The organism is Paenibacillus sp. V4I3 (genome assembly GCF_030817215.1).
GTDB lineage: Bacteria > Bacillota > Bacilli > Paenibacillales > NBRC-103111 > Paenibacillus_E.
Window position 1 is genome coordinate 6,478,477 of the sequence record NZ_JAUSZA010000001.1, and the last position, 23,826, is coordinate 6,502,302.

Genomic DNA, 23,826 nt, shown 5'->3' on the forward strand with positions numbered 1-23,826 from the left:
ATATCAATTATCTTTATTTTTCTTTTAGGCATCATCACATCAATATTGATTACTATTGCCGGTTAATCACCTCAGACTATTAAGTCATTTTCCGATTTTATATCAATCGCTTCTTGTAAAAGTCTTTGAAGAACAGCGGCAAAGACTGCAATCACCATGGAAGCAAAAGGAACAACCAATCCGATAAAGATGACACCTGGGGCGTCGTCTTTATCCGCAAAGAGATAGAAGAGCGGCAAGACTAGCACATGCAAGGTACTGATTGTGATGGCACAGTGTTTGATTTTCTTTAAAGCTTTTACAGATAATTCGGAGAAGGCTTTATTTTTGTCAATATAGCGTAAAAGTTTGAAAGCCTGATACAAAGCAAAGTAAAAAGGTATCGCCGATGCATAAAATACGATGGAAACGAGATATTTTATATAAGCAAACTCTGGAAGCAATTTTGCTGCAATATTCCCTATCTCAGGCACCAAAAAGATGCACAAAGCAAGAATCGGAATTCCAATAAAAATAACAGCTATCTTTAAAAAGAGCGTTGACACTCGTTTCATAAAAAGCACCTCACTTATTTATTGTTAACTTGATTATAATACGCAGTTTATCGTTTCACAATACATAATTACCGATTATGATTATATTATTGTTGTTATATAGATATCCATTTAATTTTAGACAAAGATAAAAAGCTCGTTCCACTATCCTCCCTTTCGTCCATAAGATGATAAGAATTGATTATAATGATTTGTTAAATTGTGGTGCCTGGTTTGGGATGCTACCATGAAAATAAAACGATTGGAGTGATAAAGATGAAAAATTTTACAAAATCTGTGAATATGATCAACAATTTCACTATAGAAAACACTGTAATCCTTAAAAGAAGGATAAATTGGAGGAATAGTTCGTGGAAAAGTTAAAAAAGTTTCTAGCTTACTACAAACCTTATAAAAAAGTGTTGTTTGCCGATTTGTTATTTGCAGCACTAGCTTCGATGACCGTACTTGCCTATCCCTTGCTGGTAAATCAAATAACCAAAAACGCAATAAGTGACGAAGGAATCGATATTGCGTTAGTTTTTAAAATGGTTGGCATCTTTTTATTTCTGATGGTCGTGGAGTATGTCAGCAACTTCTATACCGACTATTTTGGGCATGCGATGGGGGCAAAGATCGAGTCTGACATGCGAAAGAATTTGTTTCAGCATGTTCAAAAGCTCTCGTTTTCGTATCACGATAATGCCAGAACTGGGCAACTGATGTCGCGGATAACTACAGACTTATTCGATGTATCCGAACTTGCACACCATGGACCAGAAGATACGGTGATCTCTTTGGTGAGAATCCTGGGCTCGTTCATTATATTGCTAAGTATAAATTGGGTACTCGCGTCAGCTACTTTTTTGATTTTACCTTTCATGTTTATTTTTGCATATCGCTATAGTATCAAGATGAAGCACGCTCTTAAAAAAAATAAAGAACGTATCGCAGATATAAACGCTCAAATTGAAGACAGCCTTTCTGGGATTCGAGTTGTGCAATCGTTTGCTAATGAAGACATCGAAGTGGATAAATTTAGAAGCAGTAACCATCGTTTTTTAGAAAGCAGGAAAAAAGGATATTTGGTGGAGGCATTGTTCTACAATGGTTTGACTGGGTTTATTTCATTGATTAACATTTCGGTTGTTATCGCGGGCGCCATTCTTATAAGTTATAACCAGTTGCTTCTAACCGAGTTGATTACCTTTTTGTTATACATAAACACCTTAATCGACCCTGTGAAAAGGTTAGTGAACTTTACTCAGAATCTTCAAAATGGGGTGGCTGGATTTGAACGTTTTATGGAAATTATAGCGATTGAGTCGGACATTACCGATGCCAAAGATGCTACTGAGCTAAGCAATGTAAAGGGTTCAGTGGAATTTGTAAACGTAAGCTTCCAGTATGCCAGCGACTCGAATTATGTGTTTAAGAATATAACCATTACAGCAAGACCCGGTGAATATGTAGCACTTGTAGGACCTTCTGGAGTTGGAAAAACGACCCTTTGCAGTTTAATCCCGCGTTTTTATGAAACCAGTGAAGGTACAATAAAAATTGATGGTACGGATATAAAAAACATAAGGCTAAAATCATTGCGTGACAATATTGGGATCGTACAACAAGATGTGTATTTGTTTTCGGGTACGATTAAAGAGAACATCTTGTACGGGAATCTTGGGGCTACCGATGAGGAAATGATCAACGCTGCCATAAATGCGAATGCTCATGAATTTATTAGGGGGCTTCCGGATGGCTACAACGCCTATATAGGTCAACGTGGCGTAAAGCTTTCAGGCGGTCAGAAACAACGCATAAGTATCGCACGTCTATTTTTGAAAAACCCTCCTATCCTTATATTGGATGAAGCCACTTCCGCCCTAGACAATGAGAGCGAAAGGGTGGTTCAGGAAAGTTTTGAAAAGTTAGCTAAGAACCGCACTGCTTTTGTAATTGCACATAGGCTGTCCACAATCAAAAGTGCAGAAAGGATTATTGTGTTATCGGAAGACGGGATTGCAGAGGAAGGTACACATACAAAGCTTATTGAAAACAATGGTATATATGCAAAGTTTTATAAAATGCAGTTTGATCAATTATAGTACTAGGATAAACCTAAAAGACGCTAAGCAAATATTTCTTTGTTTAGCGTCTTTTAAGTTTGACTAAAATTCTTTCCGTATACTGAACTATGCTTGGTGTTTGGTTTTATGGGTTTATTATAATCTTACTTGCATTTAATAAAAATTCTTTCATATGGTTAATTGGTATTCCACTATGAAACCTTCTAATTTCAAATAATGTCCATTCTTCAATATGTTTTATTTTCGCTAAATAAGTTCGGTTTCCTTTGTGTTGTTCATTTAAAAAAAGTTTATATGTATCAACTTTCTCTTGAGCATCGCCTTCCATTATTTGTTTAATATTTTTTTCATAGAAGATACTTGTCCTATCCGCCCATGATATTAGTTCGCTTCGGGGTGTTGTTGAACATTGGATTTCATCACTACCTTTATAATAAAAGGTATTGTCATTTATATCATATTCAGACAAAAACAGAAGATCTAATAAGCTCCAAAAGTATTCTGCCTCATGTTTAATGTCCCATCTTGAACAATATTTAGGATGTAGTGTAACATGAGTAGAAATAAACCCCGCATAAAGTAAATTTAAATCATTAATTTTATTAAAGGAATTGGGAAGTAGATTTTCACTTCCTACAAAAGTAACAACTTCATCCGTAAGTATAATTTGTTTAATATCAGTGATTTTTTCTTTTTTTAAGTTAATGAATGTATCTGTCGAAGAACTAAATTTATCTGTAAATAAAATCTCTCCTTTTAGATTTGTGTTTTTTTCTTTGAAGTCTATTAACAAATTACATACAACTTCCTCAAAAACTTGAAAACCATCTATTATTTCATCAAAACTATCCAAGGTGTAAGGAGGAGATACGACTTCTATTAAAGCATTGGAATATTCAGGATGTATCTCCCAGCCTTTGCGAAACAAATAACCCACTTTTTTTACTAGATTTTCATGGATATCCGACATAGACTTTATTTTATTTATAATCTGTTGTGATGCTAATAAGTAACTTATGAAGTCACGTTCTTTATAAACTATTGCATATTCTTTTTCGATTCCAAACTCAAACCTGTCTGGAACAATTTTCATTGTTATTCCCCCCTCAATACCTCATTGTACTATCCTCCGTTTCATCTTCGGCAGCAGCAATCTCTTCTGCCTTTCGAACTTCACTGAAAAAATGATCTAACTCATGCTTAGCAACTTCACGTATAAATCCTAGTTCTTCACCAAATAGCTCCGGAGTCCATGTACGGCCGAAGGAAGCATGGACCACCTCATCTGCCCAATCGTAATCCTGGAACTGCGTCATTAATGGATGCTTCACTTGATCTCTGCAGAATTCAAATTCCCCTACTTTCCCCGGTCGCTTCATCGCCCCTTCTTCGATTCCAATACTTAGCCACGCGTATTGCGCACTCGGGATTTTTTCTATATTGATATCATAATCAGACGTATATTGCGGGCGTGAACGCCAATTTAACCCTTCAGCCTCCAGTGCTGCTTGACCAAACAACGCATGGCGAACCTCATCCCACAAGTGCCTTGCTAAGTCCCGATAGAATGCCCACGGCATTCCTTTTTGTGACCATAACACAGCCGCAATCAGTTCCGCCGCCGTCATCTCTTCCTGACGTACTCTCATCATACCGACAAGTCTGTCCTCATTCGGCTTCTCGAATTTCATTCCCATGCTTGTACGGTAAAGGGTTGTTTCACCCATACGTGCTTCTCGTTGCGATTTTTTGGGCAATTGATAGACCTGGAATGATCTTATACGTTCTGGTATTTCAGAAGACCTTTTCATTTCGTTGCTCATTCCACCTGCTGCAAGGATGCATCGCTTTATTAACGTACATAGTTCTTCAGTGCCAGCCTCTTCCCACTCCCCTGCGTTCTTCAGGTGAGCAATTGCCGCTTCTCCCCAAAGTACTTGTTCCTCCAGATCGAGAAGGATTGAGCGTAGTATACGAATAGTCGGTTGATCTACAATTTGTTGTGTACGTTGTATATGGCTCCTATAGGCTTCAATAAGCGCTGGTTTAATCACTGTATACACGCCAGCTAACCATTCGGAATCTGTACGAGCATGAAGAATTTCGTCCATAAGCAGCGTTAAAGTTGGATCTGGTTCCTGCCCAACGTTAGCAAGAGGCGTACGCAGATGACTCACACGTGTACGAAGCTGATCCGCTGCTTCTGCATCCTCATAGATGTGCCGTCCCATCGCAGTTTTGACATCCCAGTTATGCCGTGCAGGCAGCTGAGCTGCACTTATAAACATAAGACGCTCATGAATGAACCTATATCTCTGCAGTATCTTAGCGTTTGCATCAACACCAAAAGCACCAATTGAATGTGGATTAGCAATTCCTGTAAATGTAATTCCCAACTTTATTCCCTCCTATAACGAGCGCTGAATAATTTCATTTTCCCTTAATGTGAATTCGTTTACAATAGATAAAGAAAGGATTTCAATGGATTTATTTGATCAGAAAGGGTGCCTCCAATTGAATGAAAAATTGCCTACTATACACTACTGCGGTGACTTTATTGTTCGACGTAACTGGAAGCTGGGACCACGTATTTTAGACGATAACGAGTTGGTGTTTTTCCCTCAGGGAAATGGAACCATCTACCGAAATGGAGATCAAGTTTATACATTGAATCAGCCCAGTTGGGTCCTTACAAAGGCAGGGGAAACTCACAGCTATCATTTCGGAGAGACTGCAGCTACTCGTCATCTTTTTCTGCATTTCAATGGTGGTGAATGGTTCGCGCCTACGCTTTTTAGTACGAAGAGTTGTGATGTAATACCGATTAGGGAAGGTGGGCTACCATCGGCAATAATCAGCCAGATCCTCCATATCGCTCATGAAGAGAAAGATACCAATCGGTGCAATATCTTATTGTTAGCTCTGCTAAGCGAACTTGAATACTTGGGTAATAAAAGCAAAAACACTTCAATCCCCTCTATGAAATATTTAAAAAATAAAAAAGAGGCCGTAACCGACCCCGCCTATCCGCTCGTGGTGAGCAAAGCATTAACCTATATTCGTAATAGGCTCCTTGAGCCTATCACCGTAGCCGAAATTGCAGTCCATTGCCAGTTATCTCATGAACACCTGACTAGAGTCTTCGTACGTGTCATCGGAATTCCTTTGCGTCAAATGATCATTCAACTGCGGCTAGAACGCGCTTCTCATATGCTCCGTCATAGTACACTTAGCATTAAAGAAATCGCCTCGCAGTGTGGATATGCTGAGAATCATTACTTTTCACGAGCTTTTACCGCCTATTACGGTATGACAGCGACAGCATACCGCAAAGAATACACTGATCCGCGTGTCCAACACATCGTTCCTGACGAACGATTGGAAGAAAATTATCCGATTAATGTTTATTTTCACCTTAACCCTTAATGCCTGTCATAGATATGCCCTCGATAATATTACGTTGGAGAACAAGATAAACGAGCAGTACGGGCATGACGGCAATAGCAGAACCAGACATCATTAAAGTCCAGTCAGTCACATAGAGTCCCTTAAACGTACTAAGCATCAAAGGTACGGTGAAGTTGTCGGTTGAGCTCAGGAAAATGACGGGCTTAAAAAAACTGTTCCAATTTCCCAAGAATGAAACTATCGCTAACGAAGCTAGAGCTGGACGAATGAGGGGAACCATGATACGCCAGTAAATTTTCCACATGCTCGCACCATCAACATAGGCTGCTTCTGATAAATCACGTGGGATACCCATAAAAAATTGCCTCAATAAAAATACACCAAAAGCACTGAACAATGCATCCGGAACAATGAGGGATAAATGCGTATCGAGCCAGCCGAGATTTTTTAAAATGATGTATAGAGGAACGATCGTAACCTGTTCGGGAACCATCAACATGGAAAGAAACAGGATAAAGAGAACATTACGAAAGGGAAAATCAATTTTAGCAAATGAAAAAGCGGCCATAGAGCATGTTAACAATTGACTCAGTACCACAATCACAGAAATATAAGCACTGTTTATGTATGCCTTATCAAATGGCATAGCTGTTAGAGATCGGCTAATATTCTCCCACCTCCATGGATTCGGAAATAAGGTCGGCGGCACTTGAAAGATTTGGGCTAAGTCTTTTAAGCCGCTGAATGCCATCCATAAAAACGGGCCAAACATGACTACAGAGGCTAGAATCAACAGAACATGCAGAAGGATGGTTGATACTTTACTACCTATATGGTTGCTCTTTTGTTTACTGGGTACTGTTCTTGCTGGAACTAATTTATGATTTACCGTTTTCATGCGAAATCCTCCTTAATCCGCGTAGTGGACCCATTTGCGTGAAATATAGGTCTGTGCAATGGTGAAAGTCAAAATGATAACAAAAAGCATAGTAGCCGCTGCCGCACTGCGTCCGAATTGAAAGTTTTTGAAGGCTAGCTCATACAAATGATACACAATCGTATAACTAGCTTTTGCTGGACCACCACTCGTCATAACGAAAGCCGTATCGAAGATTTTAAACGAGTCAATAATGCCAATAATGGTAACAAATAAGGTAGTTGGTGACAAAAGGGGCACAGTAATTTTCCAGAATTGCTGTGACCTCGATGCACCATCGATCATAGAAGCCTCATAGTAATCTCTGGATATTCCTTGTAAACCAGCCAGAAAAATAATCATGTTAAAACCTAATTTTTGCCAAATGCTCACAATCGCCAAGGATGGCAGGACGAGGTTCAAGTTGGTCAACCATTGTGGACCCTTAATGCCAAACAAGCTATGCAGCAGAAAATTGATGATACCGAAGTCACCATTGAGCAGCCACATCCATACAATCGCGACAGCGACAGAGCTTGTAACTACTGGCATGAAGAAAAACAACCGATACATAACACGATATCTCACTTTGTTCAAAGCAACAGCGACCAATATCGCAAGAAAAATACCCATTGGGACCGTTAATAAGGAATAATAAAGGGTATTTACTAGAGCCTTCTGGAAATCAGGATTATGAAAGGCGTAACTGAAATTATTAAATCCAATAAAAGTCGCAGGCTGAAATCCATCCCAATCTAATGTACTTAAAACAAAGGTTGTGATCAGAGGGATAAGTGAAAAGGAAAGCAGTCCGATTAATTGTGGGGCAATAAAGAAGTACCCCCAGAATGTATTAGAACGTTTTCGGTTCATGCAAATCCTCCCCTATAAATTGTTTCAAAAAAAATAAAAAAGGAGAGACGGAATACAAACATCCTTCCCTCCTTCATGTCACACATTACCGTACATGCATCCTATTTTTTATTTTTTCGCTTTTACTTCGTCGATCTTCTTATTAACACCTTCGCTTATTTTCTTTAATGTCGTCTGAGCATCCTGTTTGCCTAACAACAAGAGGTCGTAGTTATCTTTCACAATATCAGAAGCTCCAGGAACCCCTGATTCGGAAGGCCATAGGGCATAACCAATCTCACGAGCATCGAGGAAATATTGAGCATGTGCCGGCTGTGCATTCTTATCCAATACGAGATCATCTACTCCGCTAATCGAAGGAACTGCATTTCCCCCTTTAAGACGGAAGTTTTGACCATCCTTGGAAACAAAGTAAGATAGAAACTCATAAGTCTCTTTAGCATGAGCTGTCTTTTTATTCATAACCATGTACGCTGTTGGAATGCCAGCTGGTTCCATTTTTTTGCCAGTGTTAGTTGGCAGTGGGACAATGTCGTATTTTAAAGAAGTGTTTGCATTAAACTGCGGAACCCACCAACGACCAGCAATTCCAAATCCGACTTGGTTCGACATGAACATAGCATCTGGGCCTTGTCCTTTAGGAAGTGAACCTGAGAATACGAAGTTTTTGTTCTTTGTGTTTTCCGCAAGATATTGGAATGCTTCAACCGTTTTCGGATCCTGATCTCCAATGAATTTGCCATCCTGAGGCTTATCGTAAGCTTTACCTCCGTTTAACGTTACCCATGAATAAACCGGGGATGACCAATCTTCAAGTACAAGACCATATTTATTTTTAGACTTTAGCTTTTCCGTTAACTCTTGTAACTTCTTCCAATTCCACTCCCCTGCTTCGTACAATTTCTGAGGATCGTCGGTGATACCCGCTTCAGTCAATACAGTCTTGTTGTAATACATGACTAACGGATTACAGTCAACTGTGACTCCATATATTTTATCGCCTTTCTTCGAACCGCCCCATAATCCTTCAGCAAAATCCTCGGCTTTGATTGGGCCATTGCCTACTTTCATCAATGGTGTCAATTCTTCGATTGAACCGTTACTAATGAGTTTAACGACAGTTTGATCTCCAGCATAAAATGCGTCTGGCGCAGTACCACCCTGCAGTTGAGTAATGATCTTCTCTTCGTAGCCATCATTCGGTACGGCTACCAGCTCCCATTTCACATTCGGATGATCTTTGTTATACTGATCTGTCAGTTCGTAAAAGCGCTTTAACTCTCCCGGATTACCCCAAGTACTCCACTTTAATTTGATAACCTCTCCATTTCCAGCCTTAGGCGCTGGTCCCTTCGTTGCATCTGCTGTCTTGCCGCCTGCCGGTGCAGAAGAGTTGCAAGCAGTAAGAATCATCGTTAGCATCAGGACGGAGCTGGTTGTTAACCCCCATGTTTTTTTCTTTACCATTCTTCCAATCGACTCCTCTCACATAATTAGATATCTCACCACTGGAATAAATTGGACTGCTATGAGTTAAACATATTTTAGAATATGATGATAGCGTTTTCAATGAACTTTCCCGAATAGTAGATGGATTTTCTTGATCTAGTATATATTATTTTCCTTACTCTATTATCGTCGTATTTTGCTGATTAATGCGGAATTTTAGTCGTTATCATTCGACAAATTCTGTGAAAACAATGTCAAAAAAGTTAAGTTAACCTTAAGAATATGAATGTGGGCCACTACTCAATTTACAATGGAACTTTGACTCTTAAACATCATACAAAGGTGCTCTATCACATATTCTATATTCTGGTGCTAAACTCTTATTATTAAATAGATGAGCTAATGACTTCTTCGCATAGGAGCAGCCCAATCCTCATTTTAAAGTTTGACTTGTATGAAGACGTTCAAAAAATTATTAGTCATTGGGGGAATTCACCTGGCAAAACATAATGAAATAAAGTTAAGTCATAAGCTTCAACAAGCTTCCGTGAAAGTCGGGTCTGCGCGAACTGCAGCGGCTAAATGGGTCATGCAACACGCCAGCCTAGAAGCTTGTTTCCATGGGGCTTATTTCAGCGGCTCGACGGTAGGTCTGCCTGATGACGCTGAGTTGTCGGTAGCCTCCGATATCGATGTCGTGATCGTTACCACACAGGCTGAGCCCCCACTCAAACTTGGGAAGTTCATCTACGATGGCATCCTTGTGGAGGCCACGTATTTGTCTTGGAACGAACTCGCCTCGGTCGATAGGGTTCTGACGTCCTATCACCTTGCAGGCAGCTTCCGCGTGGATTCGATCATTGCTGACCCCACCGGACATCTGCGCAAACTGCAAACACAGGTATCTCGCCACTTTGCGGAGCGGATGTGGGTACGTCGCCGATGTGAGAACGCTCGGCAGAAGATCGAGAACGCGCTACGGGCCATAGATACTTCTGCACCGTTGCACGACCAAGTGACGGCGTGGTTATTCCCGACCGGCGTAACAACGCACATCCTCCTTGTGGCCGCACTTCGCAACCCTACTGTTCGGCTCCGCTACCTTGCCGCACGCGACGTGCTTACGGAATACGGCCACGCTGACCTCTACCCAGATCTGCTGAAGCTGCTAGGCTGCGCTCATCTGACCCCCAAGCGCATCGAACATCATCTCGCCAAGCTCGCACTAGTATACGACGCCGCTGCGACCGCGGCCAAAACACCTTTCTTCTTCAGCACCGACATCACCGCCACAACACGACCAATTGCAATCGACGGAAGCCTTGAACTCATCCGGGCCGGCTACCACCGTGAAGCGGTCTTCTGGATCGTCGCAACCTTTGCGCGCTGCCATAAGATATTGGTTGCAGACGCCCCACCGGACCTGCAACGTTTACTCGCTCCAGACTTTGAGGCTATCATCGCAGACCTCGGCATCACCTCCACCGATTCCTTAATCCGCCGTGCAGAGGACGTCATGCAGTTCCTACCGAAGCTCTGGGAGACCACCGAGGCAATCCTATTCGCCAACTCAGGCATCGTGTCTGAGTAGCACTTCCGTTTTCGATAGATCTGCCCTTTCTGTATGCTCGACATACTCTCAACCAGGTTCACACCTGCTCTTCTCGGTAGTTGTCGCCCGTGAGAATACTGACTAAGACCACCTGCACCCGAAAGGCTAGCCGCAACGAAATAAGCTTCACCACGCTCTACTGCCCGTTAAATGAATAAAAAAGGAGCTGCTGCAAGGCAAGCTCCTTCACTATTTCCGTTAGTTCAATAACCTAAAGTTATTTTTTTAGGTTTGCTTTCATAAGAGAGGCAATCTTTTGTTCGTCTCCATTCTGAATCCGTTCCAGTTGATTAATGACAAGTTCTTGCCTTTGTACGGAATGGTTTTGACTTAACTTTGCTTTTCCCTCTATCTTGTTGATTCTTATTTTGAATCCTTGAATCCCTTTATTCAGCCCAGCGATAAAGTCTGCGTCTACCTCTTGCAATCTATATGAACTATCAGGGGCTTCATACTTCAATACCATTTCATGCAAGGAATCCATTAACTCTTTTTCATCATCAATAAGTTTGACTTCACCGTTTACATGAACTGTTACATAATTCCATGTTGGAACTGCTTTATTTGTTTCATACCATGTAGGAGAGATATAGCAATGCGGACCATGAAAAATGGCTAAGACAATTTGATTGCTAATATCCTTCCACTGAGGATTCGGACGTGCAAAATGCCCATATAAGTATTTGTTCTCCTTATCCAAAATTAATGGTAAATGAGTAGCAAAGGGTACTCCATTTTGTTGTGAAAACAATGTTGCAAAGCTATGTTCTTTGATAATGTCGTAAGCGACTTTTATTTCATCAATGTGAAAGTGTGAAGGAATATACATGGTTTTCTCCTCCTCATTTGCTCTTATAACAAAACTATCCTTTAGCTTAATGATAGTAGGAACAACTGCCGCGTCGGCAAACTGCTTCCTGGATTGCTGAACTAACGTTCGCCGTTACATGAATATCATTTCAGAGAAAATGTTATATGAGTGATTTCGTCATTATAAAATCTATTTGTTCTTCATCACCCATATAAAAAGAGTGGGCTCCTGTTTGAACAAAGCCCAATTTTTTATAAAAGGTAATTGCGCTCTCATTTTTTTCCCAAACCCCTAGCCAGATCTTCTCTTTATTCCGTTCTATCGCTATTTCTATAGCTTTATTTATTAGATATTTACCAAGCCCCTGTTTATGAAGTTTTTTCCTTATATAAATCCTCTCGATTTCAAGCGAATCATTGCCCATTATTTCAGTTTGAGAATCAATTGTGTTTAGCTTTAAATACCCGGCAATTTCTTCATTAGAATAAATAAAATAGAATTCCGAAGAGATATTTGATAATTCTTTTTCTAATTGTTTTAAGTTAAATGCTTTTTCCAAGTATGCTTTCATATTTTCAGGTGAATTTTGATTCTTAAATGTCTCATTAAATGTCTCAACACTGATTTCTTGAAGTAATCCTAGATCTTCAAATGTACACTTTTTTATATTTATAGTCATTTTATTTGTCCTCCTTTTACTAAATCAATAATTTCTCTTGTTTCCCTTTTTTACAAACTCCCAGTCTTTTTCTACATTTTTTCTGACTCTTTGCAGCAGGTTAAAAATCGTTTCTACTTCACTTTCGGAGAATCCAGATAGTGCGACCATATTGGAATAATCGTTTTCGCTTTTTATAAAAGGGTAAACAGTCTTCCCTTTCTCTGTAGGAAATAGTTTTTTAATTTTTTGGTTATATTGATCATCATTTTTTTCAATAAATCCATTAATCTCCAGTTTCTTTATAGCACGAGCAGCTGTTGTTCGGTCTACCTTTATCATTTCAGCTAACTTTTCTTGAATAATTCCTGGATTTTCACATATTCGTACGAGGTACAAGTACTGTCCTTTTGTAAGGTCATATTTTTTAAATTCTATATTACTTATAGAATCCAATGCCCTAGCAATCATTCCAACCTCACGTAGAATTTCCTTCATAATTGCAACTCCACTAATATTGTATTTTTCAAACGTCGTAAAAAAATAGTACATCATTTTTGTTGTATTTACAACAAAAATTCCTACAGGCTTTTCCATACTAACCGTTAGCACAACGAAAAAAGCAGGGTCGCTACGACGCCTGCTCGGGTTGTTCTTATGAAGCTATCGTTTCTCGTTGGTTGAATAAATCAGATATGGTATTAGCTGATTTAAATCGACTTCATCGAAACTCAACAATCATAGCTTTTCGATATTCCCCGTCAAAAAGGACCGCAATTACTTTTGATGTATCATTATCTATTACTTCAAATAGCTCACTTCCTTTGGTAAAAACATTCGATTCGAAATCTTTTTTTGGCATTGTTTTTATTTGTTTTTTAATCGTTCCTAATTGTTCCCCAATCATAGTCAATGGTATGGTTTCTGCAGATGGAAAGTAGTTTTGTCCGTTCCACCTTACAACGGATGGGTAGTCAGTTTGAACATTAGAACACCCCACTATTAACGATCCAAAAAGAATGAGTGCCAATATTGGTATTATTATTTTTTTCATTAAGGTCCTCCCCCTATTTAGGCTTTATAACGGAAGATTTCATCAGATTGTTTCAAGTTCCTATATTTTATGCAAGTTTTTTTTCTCAACAATCCTGCCCGTTGAGCAAAGGGCTGCCACGCGGCAGCCCTTTTGATATTGAACTATCGTTCTCCGTTAGCAAACTCCTGATTTTACCATGTACAATTCCTTAGACTTTAATTTATAGATTGTTAAATGTAGGGCGTTTTTCGTTATGGATATCGCCAATCAGAGGTAGGCGGGACAGCATGTTCTGTAGGAATAAAGAGTCCCAAGGGAGATGTTCTGTGATACCTAAGCCGACTATATCATATGATTTGGCTGCATCTTGTAATACTCGAATAATGGTTTCCAAACTTGAACCTTGGGGAAACCTATTCTAATAAAACTGCCGCCTGAATCCATGTGTGAGTTCTTGGATTTACCCGCAAAATTGATGAACGATCCGTCTTAAAAGTAGATTGCAAAACCATAGTGACTCCACTTGATCAACATAATTTAAATTTCAGAGGACTCGCTATAGCACTTGAAAAAGAAGGGACTGTTATGGCTCCTCTATGTGGCTGCATGTATCCTTTGAAAAGTTATGAATCCATTGAAAAGTTCCATTACAGCAGCCTTTATACTTCTATTTCTAAAACGGATTTAACTTCCTTACCATTAGGTGTTTATGTCGATTCGATTCCAGAAGGTATGTATATGTGCATCACCTTTAAGTGGTCTAAAACCGGATATTACGATCATTTTTGCAAACTAAAAGAAGCCTACGATTTACTAGGCTATCCAACTGAAAATAATGTATACGAAGTTTCGCTTCCAAATAATTATGCTTCTTCAAACGATGAAGACTTTATTACCGAACTCCAAATACAAATAAATTAAACAACAAACCAAAAGAGGTTAGCTCGTTTTTCTTATTGTTTCGCATGTTTCGATACGATTGCGGCTGGAGTAGCCTGGCCGATAATACTCCGGTGTTCCAGATCACGTTAACGACATTAATATTAGTTTAGATGGTTTGAGACGCGCTCAAGGCGACACTTGGACAACTGATTATGTAAGAAGATTGGTTTAGTCGGCATTTGTAAATGTTTCTGCAAATATTTATTTTTCTCCAGGGTTACGTTAGAACCGAACACACCTATATAATCTTTGATGAATGAATTGAGGAAAGTGAAATAAATGAAGTCTTAATTCATTTAGGTGGCTTTACTGCTGCTTTGACCACCGTTCGCCGTTTCTGCTGGGATTTTCAAAAGCGACGATCTAATCCGTCAGATAGCTCTACGATTCGTGTACCCGATTGTTTATCCAGAGGTTGCGTAATACCACTTGGGATATATCGAAATACGAACGGAACACAAAGTAGAGAAAGTCCACCGAATATAAGTGATACTGGACCAAGTCCATCTATGCCTTTACTCGTTAAGGGTTCCTGTATGTTTACCGTATCTTCTTCAGATTCCATGACGAATTAATAATATTTGCGGCACCGGACAAACTAAAAGCCCGAGGGAAAGCATCACCCTGGGCTTTTTTCGCGCTTTTGTTAACCACTTGAATTATTTTTGACATCATCAATGCCATTATTTCTTCTTCTTCTTTTTTCTGCTGCCATGATTTGGTTTGTTATCTTTTTGGTCTTTAGCGTGATTTTCTTGTTGTTGGTCGTGTGTTGACATGATATTAGCCCCACCCTTAGAGTAATTTTGAAGCATTAATATTGTGTGCATTTAAAGGGTGCAGCTATACAATGAATTCCTCGAACGGCAGCCGCATCGCTTTTGATTGAGCTCTTGTTCTCCGTTAGTTTAATCCTCTTAATATCAGAATATATGGTCCCTTTACTCATAGGATTTACCTGCAGAGAGAAATTAACAGACAAATTATCAAAATAGCAAACAGAGCTAGAAATTTAACTTCAAATTTAAATGTATAAGATTTCTTTACAATCCACATCCTAATATTACACCTAGAGAAGGAGTTGCATAAATGGCTAATAACAACAACACATTAGTAGTTCCACAAGCAAAGGCTGCTTTAAATCAGTTGAAGGTTGAAATAGCTCAAGAGCTTGGAATTCCATTCCAACCAAATGCATATAACGGAAACCTCGCCACACGCGATGCAGGTGCCATAGGTGGCAATATTACAAAAAGATTAGTGCAAATAGCTGAACAACAACTTTCCAGCTTCCAACGCTAATCCTTTTTTTGATGTAGGAGCAAGCAAGCACGAAAAAGACTACAACCCCCTTTTCTCCTCAGGTGAATGTAGTCTTTTTTATGTTGTGAAGTAATCTATATCATATCAGTCTTATTCTTAACAATATGTCCATAAAACTTTCCATTCTTTTCGAAAATAAACATTGTACTATAGGATTAGGTTACCACGAATTCGGAGTAATATCTTTACAGTTACAGAATCGGCTAGCAAATAGCGCTGTTGCTCCGTATGAAATGATATTTGGAACCATATTTCATTTGGGCAAATTTATTAAATAACTTTTGTACCATTCCAATTTCGTTATCGGTTAAGTTCATAATGGATATATACTTTTGCGTATTCTGATCCCTTAAAAAATCGTCCCATCTTAAAATTTGGTTATTTTGAAGAGCTTCGTCCAGGGAAATTTGGATCCATTTCTTTATGCCGCCCGTACATATTTTGAAAGGGTCTGGTATGAAATAGTTCGTATCATTTACAAGCCCTGGTTTTAACATCAATAAATGCACAGTATTTAAAGCATCATCCATTGCTGAATGGCTTTGCCCTATGAAATGAAGGCCATGATCTTCTAAAGCTTGTTGCAAGCCTCCTTCAAAAAAACGAGTCATGTCCAATAAATGAGTAGTTACCCATTCATTTTTAATGCGATTCACTTTGCAATCAACTAGTAAAGTAAAGAAATCGCTGCCGCCCCATGCAATCAATTTAAAATCGTTGCCGCAAAATTTTTTGAATTTCTCTATAACTACCTCAAAAGGCTTACTTTTTAATAATGTTTCTTCTGTAATACCGCAAAACTCCAGTGCAAACCTATTTAAAGGAAATTTAGGACGAATAAAGCTTTGAAATGTGTCGACAATTTCCAATTGCTCATTTAACTTTACAGCCCCAATTTCAATAGTCTCCATAGGATATATATCGTAGTGTCTCCTACCATTGAACTCCATATCCATAACTATATAATGCACTCGCTTTTCACCTCTTACCTTTTCTAATATATGATCTATTTAAATTAAAAAAAGACCATGATTGATCCAGCATATGCCGAACAGACTTGGTCATGGAATTTATTATGAGAACCTTCAACCCCGGTTTATCCATGGAAAGAGTGATCCTCACCAGCTCATTCACCCGTGGAATATGAAGATATCATATTCTCATCGATCATTTCAAGTATTAGGTTTTTCCAGACTTACCAATGTACTAGATGATAGTTAATAAATCCCCTCTTTAGGAAAATCGAATGTGACCCATTTACACATCGCACACGTAATATTTCCATTAAGGCTTACAACTAACCATCTCAAGAATGCTGACGATTTGCAGGCACCCCTTGTCTTGTCTTGTCTTGTCTTGATTGTTAATTAAGCTATAGTTTCCGTTAATAAAACAAGGAGCTGTTGCCGTGGCAAACTGCTCCTTGTTTCGTTTAACTAACGTTCCGCGTTATTTGGCAATTGAAATATGAATAACTTTTATCTGTTATTCCTAAGTTGCATTAACGGGTTTCAGAGTTACAATGATTTTCGGTTCTTCTTCGGCCTGACCTACACGTTTAATGAAGAAGGAAAGCAGCAAACCAACAATTCCGATGCCAACAATAACAAGATAAGAATCATTAATTCCCAGAATAGACGCCTCTTTTATAAGTTCCTTGGAAGCATTCGCCGTTCCGTTTACCGTCATCAGGTCTACGAGATGAGATTTGGTTCTGGTCGTCATAACCGTGACTAGCAATGCTGTACCTACGCCGCCTGCCACTTGCTTGATAGTATTGGAAATAGCGGTACCATGCGCATTCAGTCTGGAAGGCAATTGATTGAGGCCCGCCGTGGTGATTGGCATTAAGAAAAGCGCCATACCGAAGCGTCGTCCTGTGGACATGAGGACTAAATAAGTATAACTTGTTGAATCCGTCAAATTGATGAATCCAAGTGTGGTTACAATTGTAATTGCCATACCGATAATGGACAACCATTTCGCTCCAAACTTATCGAACAGTTTTCCAGCCACTGGCATCATGAACCCCATTAGGAGTGCACCAGGGAGCATAAGTACTCCGGAATCCAACGGAGTATATCCGCGAGCATTCTGCAAATACAAGGGAAGCAGCATCATATCGGCATACATGACCATCGTAACCGCAATGTTGATTACCGTTGTCAGGGTAAACATGTTGTGTTTGAAAGCCCTAAGATCTAGAAGTGGGCTTTCGATAACCAGTTGTCGCCATGTAAACAATATTAAGGCCACTACACCTACAATAATAGACAGGACAACTTCTGTACTTGACCATCCCTTGCCACCAGCACTACTGAAGCCGTAAAGAAGGAAACCGAATCCGATTGTTGAGAGAACCGCACCCCACGTATCAATTTTGGGATAGGTACGTTCGGAGACATTTTTCAGATATACAAAAGCAACCACAATAACGATGAAAGCAAATGGAATGATGCCATAGAAAAGAGTACGCCATGAATAATGCTCCAAAATATAACCAACTATAGCAGGACCGACAGCAGGGGCGAAAATGATAGACAAACCAACCATTCCCATAGCAGCTCCGCGCTTGTCTGGCGGATAGATTGTCAGGATGACATTCATAAGAAGCGGCATTAAAATCCCAGCCCCGGCTGCTTGAATCAGGCGGCCAGCCAACAATACTTCAAAGCCAGGCGCCACGGCTGAAACAATGCTTCCAATGAGAAAAATAATCATGGATGCTTGAAACAGCTCACGCGTCGTAAATCGTTGCATGAGGAACGCTGTTATCGGAATTAAAACGCCGTTAACCAACATATAGCCAGTGGTCAGCCATTGGCCTGTCGAAGCGGCAATATTAAATTCGACCATGAGCTCCGGTAAAGCAACACTCATAATCGTCTGATTCAGAATAGCAATAAATGCCCCCAGAATCATAACAAATAAAAGTGGACCTTTCTTAATAGAACTACTATCAAATGCTGCAATTTTACTCATTTCACTTATTCCTTTCAAATTCAATTTCAAACTAATTGACATTATGTTGTATAATAAACTCGATGTAAATAGTATTATATTCATCTATCCTAATGATCACAAGCAACAACTTTTTTATAAATGTTTATTAGATGACATTTTCAATAGATTTGTCGTCTATCTATAACATAATCCACAAATCTTGCAGAATTTGTCGTATAGCGCATTGAGAGAAAGGAAGTGATTGCTCCTGTCAAAAAAATCACAACGAATAGACCCGCGTGTACTTCGTACGCGCCAATTGATTCGAGATGCATTTATTGAATTACTTCACGAGCTTGAGCTTGAGAAAATAACCGTGAATCGCATCGCGGAGCGAGCGACGATTAATCGTGTCGCCTTCTATCTTCATTATCGAGATATTCCAGATATGATCGATAGATTGGCTGAAGATATGATTAACGAAATCCATGCCATCTTGAAGGAAGCTCCGAACCGGCCCGGTTTTAACATGGAAATCATGATCAAATTGCTTGAGCATATCGCGGAAAATTCGAAATTCTATAAGGTTCTGCTCGCTTCCAGACGTATACCCGTATTTACGGAACGACTCATGAAGCTGATCGCTGATTTTATCACCTCTCGAATGAACACGCTTGAGGCATCCTTAACCTTGAACGTTCAAAAAGATATCGCGATCTGGTACGGCTCCTCCGCCATCATTGGTACCATTGTTTTCTGGCTTCGCAATGATTTACCCTATACACCGATTTTTTTGGCTACACAACTTTCAGAATTGCTCCATCTTCCCCAGCCAGAATCTCGCTAACTCCAAGCAATGACCTCTTTCATAGTATACGTACTAGCCGAATGTATTCGTGTCATCACATTTACATATGAATAAACCTTCTATGTATTGAGTAAACTACCGTAAAACCTAAATAATGTAAAATAATCCTTTAAGATGGTACTGAACTTAAATGCCACAGTTGTTTAAAAAAGATCCGGACATCTTGGTCGGTTTTCCTTCTTTTTCAGGGTTTCTGTATTACGCCATTCGTTTTAAATTGTGTGAGTTCAATTCTAACGTGTGGCGATAATTATTGAATCAGGTTCAAAGGTAGGTAGATTCATGCATCTAATTTTAACTTTAGTTACCATACTAGCAGCATGGCGTTGGTCTGACTGGAGGGATTGGAAGCAGTACCACTCCTCCATGTTGTACGTCGTTGCTGCTGGGTTTTTGTATGAATTCTTGACCTTAGATCAAACACTGTGGGTCTTTCACCCAGATTTCTTTTACAACCAAACTATCACAATTATTGTTTATGCTGTTGTCACAATGCCACTTACAATCTTGTTGTATCTATCTAACTACCCCAAAACAATTGGAAAACAAATTCTACATATATGCCTATGGATCGGTATCTATGTTTCCGTAGAAGTCATATTATTTGTATCAGGCAGGATTACTTATCAAAATGGATGGAACTTGGGTTATTCAGTTCTCTTTGATACGATGATGTTTCCAATGATTAAATTACATCACTCTCGGCCACTACTAGCGTACATAATCTCCATTCCCATTGTTTATGGTCTAATACTCTTATTCCATATTCAGCTCCAATAAATCATGTCTAACGTTGCAAGCATCCATTCGTTTGTTCAATTTCTTTGGTGGTATATACGAACTTGAAGTATTAATAATGATTCCGACAACAATAACGAAGAGGTTGCTATGGCCAAGGAAGAATATCTGAAATATATAAGAGAAATGATAAATAATACAGCCGAAGATAGCATCGAGTATGTCAAAGTGTGGAAAGAGCATGTGTTGTTTACCTGGCAGTGGTGGTTTAGCTTAGTTTTATTCATCGTTCCGATTATTGTTTGGTTTTTTATTAGGAAAAAAAATAGCACAGATCGCTTGTTATATCCAGGCATCGTCGTACTGCTCTCGGCGTCCTGGCTCGATTTTATGGGTAATAATTTTGGTTTATGGTATTATCCCTACAAACTAATTCCGAGTATCCCTCCTTACATTCCCTTTGAAACATTCATTGTTTTTGAGGTGATGCTCTTACTACAGTACAAACCAAAGTCTTCTCCTTTTCTAAAGGCGCTCGTATTGGGTCTGTTTAACTCATTCGTATCCGAGCCTTTATTAAGTTGGTTAGGAATTTATGTGGTGGTACATTGGAGTAAATTCATATCGCTACCTATTTACATATTGCTATATTTATTAGCAGATTATTTCTCGAAACGAAACAAAATGAATAATTTGGATGCTCCTTAATAAAATGACTCTTTCGTTGGGTAGCAATTAACGCAAATGTTCAATATTTATCTACACCCATTGTACAGAATATGGAACGTAATAATGGGAATTCTGTGATATTAGAGATTAAATACTCACCTTTGCCACTTTCAGAAGTGGCTCTTTGTTATTTCTTTGTTCACTCAATCTGCCCGTAATAAATGAACAAAAAAGGAGCATCCGCGAGGCAAGCTCCTCCACTATCGTTCTCCGTTAGAGCTTACTACTCTTTGTATTCAAGTTCCTTTTCCGCCTATGGGGATCTGTCGAGAACGTACCACCAGTAACCTTTTCGGAAACGAGAATAGACATTTAAAGTAACATTGTCCTTTTCGTAGATGATATGGACGCCAAGTGTTTCCTTGTGCCTCCAGCCCCGTTGAGCCAGATAAGCTGTAATTTGTTGTTCGGATGGTCCTCTTTGCTAATGAAAGCATCGTCAAGAAAATCGCAAAAAAGATCAAAGTAGACCAGATGGCTATCTTTCTCTTAAGCAAGTAGCGTCCTCCTTCTTCTTGCATGCACTCAAATCATTTTTAGTTTTTACGTTTAATGTTAAATTTATCATTTTCATTTACTTGTTGTGTTATAAAAAAACCATCTTTTGCTAATACCTTTGCTACTTCATTCGTGTTAAAACTGCAATGCCGATTTGATACAACATTAAAAAAGTCTCAGGAAAATCGATTTTTTCAGAATCCATTTGCAAAATGCGTACATTTGCTTTCTTTGATTTTTATAAATTAGCATTCGCGGCATGAATCATTCCATCTGTTCAGAGTAAAAATTCCATTTTACTCCTTCGGAGATACAACTTACCTTACTAAAGTCCCAACCGTTTAATTTTCCAATGCGATCGTAAAAACTTTTATAATCATGTAGCAGAACAAATTTCAGCTAAAAATATTACGGCCGTCACACATTCCATAGACATTGTAGGGATTCTCTCAGGACGGGAAGATCTGCAAGTTTATGTGCTAGGCGGCTATTTACATACCAAAAATCGGTTATTATATGGACCTTCCGTCATTGATAAGCTAAGAGAATTAAGAGCTGATAAGGCATTTATCGGAGCTACAGCTATACAAACTGATGGGCTTTACTTTCCTTACGAAGATGATGTTTCTGTAAAAAAAGAGATGGCCCGCAGATCGGATCAGGTAATCGTCGTGGCTGATTACACGAAGTTTACAAGCAAATCGGTCTATCGTTTAGATTTTGACTTTGTGGATATTTTGATTACCGATCAAGAGGTGCCTAACGAAATAAGAGAAGTACTCCATAATAAAAATATAGCGATTATTCAATGTGAAGAGAAAGACAAATACGAGGAGGATAACAAAGATGAGTCTTAAAATTTTGCACAACGTAAACGTGGTTCAACCAGGCGACTTTGTTCTACCTGCCACACTTTGGATAAGAAACGGAATTATTGAAAAGCTAGAAAGTGGTCTTTCTTCTCTTCCGGAGGTCGAATATGAACTTATGGATGGTGAAGGACATTTATTGATACCTGGAATGATCGATGTGCATATCCACGGTGCTAACGGGTTCGATATGATGGATGGCAGTGAGGCGAGTAATCTAGAGGGGCCTTACCTGAATCCGAAGCGTAAAGGTATGCAAAATGAACGGTTTTTACGACATCCGAATCTTACTGAAATGAAAGAAATTTTTAACGAAGCAGATGGACTGATTAAGATGGTTACAATAGCCCCCGAATTACCTGGCGGGATGGAGCTCATCTCTTTTCTGAAAGAAAATGGCGTCATAATCGCCGTTGCGCATTCGGATGCCACATACGAGGAAGCAAAGCAAGCCTTTGAAGCCGGAGCAAGTCACGTAACGCATTGTTTCAATGGCATGCGTCCGATTCATCATCGTGATCCCGGTCTGGTTGTAGCCGCTTTTGAAGAAGAACATGTAAGCCTCCAAGCGATTGTGGATGGCATTCATTTGCATCCTGCGATCGTTCGAATGATGCATCGTCTGAAGGGACCCGATGGCATGGTACTTATCACAGATGCTTTACAAGCCATGGGACTAGGTGATGGGAATTATGTGTTCGGTGGCCATCATGTTACGGTTTCCGACGGTGTGGCGCGACTAGAGGATGGGACTTTAGTCTCCAGTACCGTTACGATGAATGAGGCACTGCGTCTAACCGTTGAAACCGGAATTTCTTTAAAAGACGCGGTTCAAATGGCTTCAACCACACCTGCACGAATATTAAGCCTTGATACCTTAGGCAGAATCTCCACGGGCCTTGACGCTGATCTTGTCTTGTTAAATGAACAATTCCAAGTGCAATGGACAATGATTAAGGGTCATATCATCTAATGTTTGTAAGAATCAGAGAAATGTACATAGTATTTGGAAATAAAACATTTGTTGAACTATGCTGCCCATTGAAAAAAAAGAGAAGCCACCGCGAAGCAAGCTCCTCCATTTTATCGTTATCCGTTAGAGTTAAATCATTAAATGTTTCTGACAAATCGTTATAACGTTAAAGTCGGGGTCTCTCATATTAAAAAACGATACTTGACTTGTCTTATGTATTCCACCATAAATAATTTCAAAGCCAAGCTCCTGAACAAATTTAGCTGCTTCATCAATATCATCAGAAGGCATAAAAAACAATGGAGGAGCCGATTGTGGAATTGGAATTTTATCCATTCCGTTTGAATCAATCATTATCTCCGTTCCATTTGGTAAATGAAATAGATGCAAATGCCCATAATTATCTTTCTCTTCAATTGGTAAACCTAGAAATTTACTATACAACTCTACCGATTTCATTAAATCTCTAGACCATAAAATAACAGAGGTAATTTCATTTCTTACTGGATTCTTCACTTCTCCAACCATTTCTTTACCCCCATTTAGAAGTATTTACCAAT

Annotated in this window: 23 protein-coding genes; 10 read left to right on the top strand and 13 right to left on the bottom strand. The window is 39.3% G+C overall.

Features of this window, described 5'->3' with window-relative positions; translation table 11 throughout:
* Positions 1-71: 71 nt before the first annotated feature.
* Positions 72-554 (bottom strand): DUF2975 domain-containing protein, encoded by a 483-nt coding sequence (locus tag QFZ77_RS29925; protein WP_307445269.1) that lies wholly within the window; start codon positions 552-554, stop codon positions 72-74.
* A 350-nt stretch (positions 555-904) separates the two neighbouring features.
* Between QFZ77_RS29925 and QFZ77_RS29930 the strand changes: the two genes are divergently transcribed.
* Positions 905-2,638, top strand: a complete 1,734-nt coding sequence (locus tag QFZ77_RS29930) for an ABC transporter ATP-binding protein (RefSeq protein WP_307445272.1) — start codon at positions 905-907, stop codon at positions 2,636-2,638.
* A gap of 106 nt (positions 2,639-2,744) precedes the next feature.
* Here QFZ77_RS29930 and QFZ77_RS29935 read toward each other — a convergent pair whose 3' ends face one another.
* Both QFZ77_RS29935 and QFZ77_RS29940 read right to left on the bottom strand, forming a co-directional pair.
* Positions 2,745-3,713 (bottom strand): hypothetical protein, encoded by a 969-nt coding sequence (locus QFZ77_RS29935; RefSeq protein WP_307445274.1) that lies wholly within the window; start codon positions 3,711-3,713, stop codon positions 2,745-2,747.
* 13 nt (positions 3,714-3,726) lie between these two features.
* Positions 3,727-5,016 carry a hypothetical protein gene (locus tag QFZ77_RS29940; protein WP_307445276.1) on the bottom strand — a complete coding sequence of 430 codons (1,290 nt, stop codon included), beginning with the start codon at positions 5,014-5,016 and terminating at the stop codon, positions 3,727-3,729.
* A gap of 118 nt (positions 5,017-5,134) precedes the next feature.
* Between QFZ77_RS29940 and QFZ77_RS29945 the strand changes: the two genes are divergently transcribed.
* Positions 5,135-6,046: a helix-turn-helix domain-containing protein gene (locus tag QFZ77_RS29945; protein ID WP_307445279.1), complete on the top strand. Its 912-nt coding sequence runs from the start codon at positions 5,135-5,137 to the stop codon at positions 6,044-6,046.
* On the opposite strand, the gene QFZ77_RS29950 is transcribed toward QFZ77_RS29945, so the two are convergent.
* From QFZ77_RS29950 to QFZ77_RS29960, 3 genes are all read right to left on the bottom strand, one after another.
* Complete coding sequence (locus QFZ77_RS29950) at positions 6,036-6,926, bottom strand: carbohydrate ABC transporter permease (protein WP_307445282.1); 891 nt, start codon at positions 6,924-6,926, stop codon at positions 6,036-6,038. The genes QFZ77_RS29945 and QFZ77_RS29950 overlap by 11 nt on opposite strands.
* A 12-nt stretch (positions 6,927-6,938) precedes the next feature.
* Positions 6,939-7,817 carry a carbohydrate ABC transporter permease gene (locus tag QFZ77_RS29955; RefSeq protein WP_047687703.1) on the bottom strand — a complete coding sequence of 293 codons (879 nt, stop codon included), beginning with the start codon at positions 7,815-7,817 and terminating at the stop codon, positions 6,939-6,941.
* 108 nt (positions 7,818-7,925) lie between these two features.
* Positions 7,926-9,284, bottom strand: a complete 1,359-nt coding sequence (locus QFZ77_RS29960) for an ABC transporter substrate-binding protein (RefSeq protein WP_307445291.1) — start codon at positions 9,282-9,284, stop codon at positions 7,926-7,928.
* Between the two features lie 436 nt (positions 9,285-9,720).
* Here QFZ77_RS29960 and QFZ77_RS29965 point away from each other — a divergent pair, with 436 nt between their 5' ends.
* The gene (locus tag QFZ77_RS29965) at positions 9,721-10,857 is read left to right on the top strand and encodes a hypothetical protein (protein WP_307445294.1); all 1,137 of its coding nucleotides are present in this window, start codon (positions 9,721-9,723) and stop codon (positions 10,855-10,857) included.
* Positions 10,858-11,095: 238 nt separating this feature from the next.
* Here the strand turns inward: QFZ77_RS29965 and QFZ77_RS29970 are convergent, their stop codons facing one another.
* From QFZ77_RS29970 to QFZ77_RS29985, 4 genes are all read right to left on the bottom strand, one after another.
* A complete protein-coding gene (locus QFZ77_RS29970; protein WP_307445297.1) occupies positions 11,096-11,707 on the bottom strand; it encodes an FMN-binding negative transcriptional regulator in 612 nt (203 codons plus the stop codon).
* Between the two features lie 142 nt (positions 11,708-11,849).
* Positions 11,850-12,368, bottom strand: a complete 519-nt coding sequence (gene paiA / locus QFZ77_RS29975; RefSeq protein WP_307445299.1) for a spermidine/spermine N(1)-acetyltransferase — start codon at positions 12,366-12,368, stop codon at positions 11,850-11,852.
* A 24-nt stretch (positions 12,369-12,392) separates the two neighbouring features.
* Positions 12,393-12,845 (bottom strand): MarR family winged helix-turn-helix transcriptional regulator, encoded by a 453-nt coding sequence (locus QFZ77_RS29980; protein ID WP_307445302.1) that lies wholly within the window; start codon positions 12,843-12,845, stop codon positions 12,393-12,395.
* A 223-nt stretch (positions 12,846-13,068) separates the two neighbouring features.
* Positions 13,069-13,401: a hypothetical protein gene (locus tag QFZ77_RS29985; protein WP_307445305.1), complete on the bottom strand. Its 333-nt coding sequence runs from the start codon at positions 13,399-13,401 to the stop codon at positions 13,069-13,071.
* A 495-nt stretch (positions 13,402-13,896) separates the two neighbouring features.
* Here QFZ77_RS29985 and QFZ77_RS29990 point away from each other — a divergent pair, with 495 nt between their 5' ends.
* Positions 13,897-14,304, top strand: a complete 408-nt coding sequence (locus QFZ77_RS29990; RefSeq protein ID WP_307445310.1) for a GyrI-like domain-containing protein — start codon at positions 13,897-13,899, stop codon at positions 14,302-14,304.
* Positions 14,305-15,414: 1,110 nt separating this feature from the next.
* A complete protein-coding gene (locus QFZ77_RS29995) occupies positions 15,415-15,627 on the top strand; it encodes an alpha/beta-type small acid-soluble spore protein (protein WP_307445314.1) in 213 nt (70 codons plus the stop codon).
* A gap of 224 nt (positions 15,628-15,851) precedes the next feature.
* On the opposite strand, the gene QFZ77_RS30000 is transcribed toward QFZ77_RS29995, so the two are convergent.
* Entirely contained in the window at positions 15,852-16,619 is a 768-nt protein-coding gene (locus QFZ77_RS30000) for a 3'-5' exonuclease (RefSeq protein WP_307445316.1), read from the bottom strand.
* 520 nt (positions 16,620-17,139) lie between these two features.
* On the bottom strand, positions 17,140-18,630 hold the full coding sequence (locus QFZ77_RS30005; RefSeq protein WP_307445318.1) for a DHA2 family efflux MFS transporter permease subunit: 1,491 nt from the start codon (positions 18,628-18,630) through the stop codon (positions 17,140-17,142).
* A 229-nt stretch (positions 18,631-18,859) separates the two neighbouring features.
* Between QFZ77_RS30005 and QFZ77_RS30010 the strand changes: the two genes are divergently transcribed.
* From QFZ77_RS30010 to nagA, 5 genes are all read left to right on the top strand, one after another.
* Complete coding sequence (locus tag QFZ77_RS30010) at positions 18,860-19,438, top strand: TetR/AcrR family transcriptional regulator (protein WP_373462778.1); 579 nt, start codon at positions 18,860-18,862, stop codon at positions 19,436-19,438.
* A gap of 303 nt (positions 19,439-19,741) precedes the next feature.
* Positions 19,742-20,239, top strand: coding sequence for a CBO0543 family protein (locus QFZ77_RS30015; RefSeq protein WP_307445325.1), 498 nt, complete (start codon positions 19,742-19,744; stop codon positions 20,237-20,239).
* Positions 20,240-20,347: 108 nt separating this feature from the next.
* A complete protein-coding gene (locus QFZ77_RS30020; protein ID WP_307445328.1) occupies positions 20,348-20,905 on the top strand; it encodes a CBO0543 family protein in 558 nt (185 codons plus the stop codon).
* 953 nt (positions 20,906-21,858) lie between these two features.
* Positions 21,859-22,281 (top strand): DeoR/GlpR family DNA-binding transcription regulator, encoded by a 423-nt coding sequence (locus QFZ77_RS30025; protein WP_307449959.1) that lies wholly within the window; start codon positions 21,859-21,861, stop codon positions 22,279-22,281.
* Positions 22,271-23,266: an N-acetylglucosamine-6-phosphate deacetylase gene (gene nagA / locus QFZ77_RS30030; protein WP_307445331.1), complete on the top strand. Its 996-nt coding sequence runs from the start codon at positions 22,271-22,273 to the stop codon at positions 23,264-23,266. The genes QFZ77_RS30025 and nagA overlap by 11 nt, the downstream gene beginning before the upstream one ends.
* A gap of 129 nt (positions 23,267-23,395) precedes the next feature.
* On the opposite strand, the gene QFZ77_RS30035 is transcribed toward nagA, so the two are convergent.
* On the bottom strand, positions 23,396-23,794 hold the full coding sequence (locus QFZ77_RS30035) for a VOC family protein (protein ID WP_307445334.1): 399 nt from the start codon (positions 23,792-23,794) through the stop codon (positions 23,396-23,398).
* Positions 23,795-23,826: the final 32 nt, after the last annotated feature.

What these genes read in the sequence shown, in the direction of transcription:
- QFZ77_RS29925 (WP_307445269.1), bottom strand. Translation starts at nt 554, where the DNA reads ATGAAACGAGTGTCAACGCTCTTTTTAAAGATAGCTGTTATTTTTATT.
- QFZ77_RS29935 (WP_307445274.1), bottom strand. Translation starts at nt 3,713, where the DNA reads ATGAAAATTGTTCCAGACAGGTTTGAGTTTGGAATCGAAAAAGAATAT.
- QFZ77_RS29950 (WP_307445282.1), bottom strand. Translation starts at nt 6,926, where the DNA reads ATGAAAACGGTAAATCATAAATTAGTTCCAGCAAGAACAGTACCCAGT.
- QFZ77_RS29955 (WP_047687703.1), bottom strand. Translation starts at nt 7,817, where the DNA reads ATGAACCGAAAACGTTCTAATACATTCTGGGGGTACTTCTTTATTGCC.
- QFZ77_RS29960 (WP_307445291.1), bottom strand. Translation starts at nt 9,284, where the DNA reads ATGGTAAAGAAAAAAACATGGGGGTTAACAACCAGCTCCGTCCTGATG.
- QFZ77_RS29965 (WP_307445294.1), top strand. Translation starts at nt 9,721, where the DNA reads ATGAAGACGTTCAAAAAATTATTAGTCATTGGGGGAATTCACCTGGCA.
- QFZ77_RS29970 (WP_307445297.1), bottom strand. Translation starts at nt 11,707, where the DNA reads ATGTATATTCCTTCACACTTTCACATTGATGAAATAAAAGTCGCTTAC.
- paiA (WP_307445299.1), bottom strand. Translation starts at nt 12,368, where the DNA reads ATGACTATAAATATAAAAAAGTGTACATTTGAAGATCTAGGATTACTT.
- QFZ77_RS29980 (WP_307445302.1), bottom strand. Translation starts at nt 12,845, where the DNA reads ATGAAGGAAATTCTACGTGAGGTTGGAATGATTGCTAGGGCATTGGAT.
- QFZ77_RS29985 (WP_307445305.1), bottom strand. Translation starts at nt 13,401, where the DNA reads ATGAAAAAAATAATAATACCAATATTGGCACTCATTCTTTTTGGATCG.
- QFZ77_RS29995 (WP_307445314.1), top strand. Translation starts at nt 15,415, where the DNA reads ATGGCTAATAACAACAACACATTAGTAGTTCCACAAGCAAAGGCTGCT.
- QFZ77_RS30005 (WP_307445318.1), bottom strand. Translation starts at nt 18,630, where the DNA reads ATGAGTAAAATTGCAGCATTTGATAGTAGTTCTATTAAGAAAGGTCCA.
- QFZ77_RS30015 (WP_307445325.1), top strand. Translation starts at nt 19,742, where the DNA reads ATGCATCTAATTTTAACTTTAGTTACCATACTAGCAGCATGGCGTTGG.
- QFZ77_RS30020 (WP_307445328.1), top strand. Translation starts at nt 20,348, where the DNA reads ATGGCCAAGGAAGAATATCTGAAATATATAAGAGAAATGATAAATAAT.
- nagA (WP_307445331.1), top strand. Translation starts at nt 22,271, where the DNA reads ATGAGTCTTAAAATTTTGCACAACGTAAACGTGGTTCAACCAGGCGAC.
- QFZ77_RS30035 (WP_307445334.1), bottom strand. Translation starts at nt 23,794, where the DNA reads ATGGTTGGAGAAGTGAAGAATCCAGTAAGAAATGAAATTACCTCTGTT.